Below are 252 nucleotides of genomic sequence, written 5' to 3'. Positions count from 1 at the left end.
GACGGCGCGGTGCAGCCGCACCTCGGCCCGGACGGCCACGCCGGTCGCGCGCAGGTCGGCGACGGCGGCCAGCAGCGCGCGGGTGGCGGCGGGGGCGTCGACGTTCGGGCGGAGGTCCTTGGGGTGCAGGCCGACGACGCGCTCGCCGCCGGGCGCCGGCGCCCCGCCGCCCTCGGGGACCTCGCCCCGCAGCCGCGGGGGCGGCACGGCCCCCGCGTCCCGTCCCCAGCGCGCGCGGATCTCGGCGGCCGC

At 84.9% G+C, this 252-nt stretch carries 1 pseudogene; it reads right to left on the bottom strand.

Features of this window, described 5'->3' with window-relative positions:
• Window positions 1-252, bottom strand: a pseudogene (locus KVT14_RS20735) (hypothetical protein); the annotation flags it as partial.

It is taken from the genome of Cellulomonas sp. GbtcB1, assembly GCF_019091725.1.
Classification (GTDB): Bacteria; Actinomycetota; Actinomycetes; order Actinomycetales; family Cellulomonadaceae; genus Cellulomonas.
Note: the sequence above shows the minus strand (reverse complement) of the source record. Positions and strands in the feature narration are given on the sequence as shown.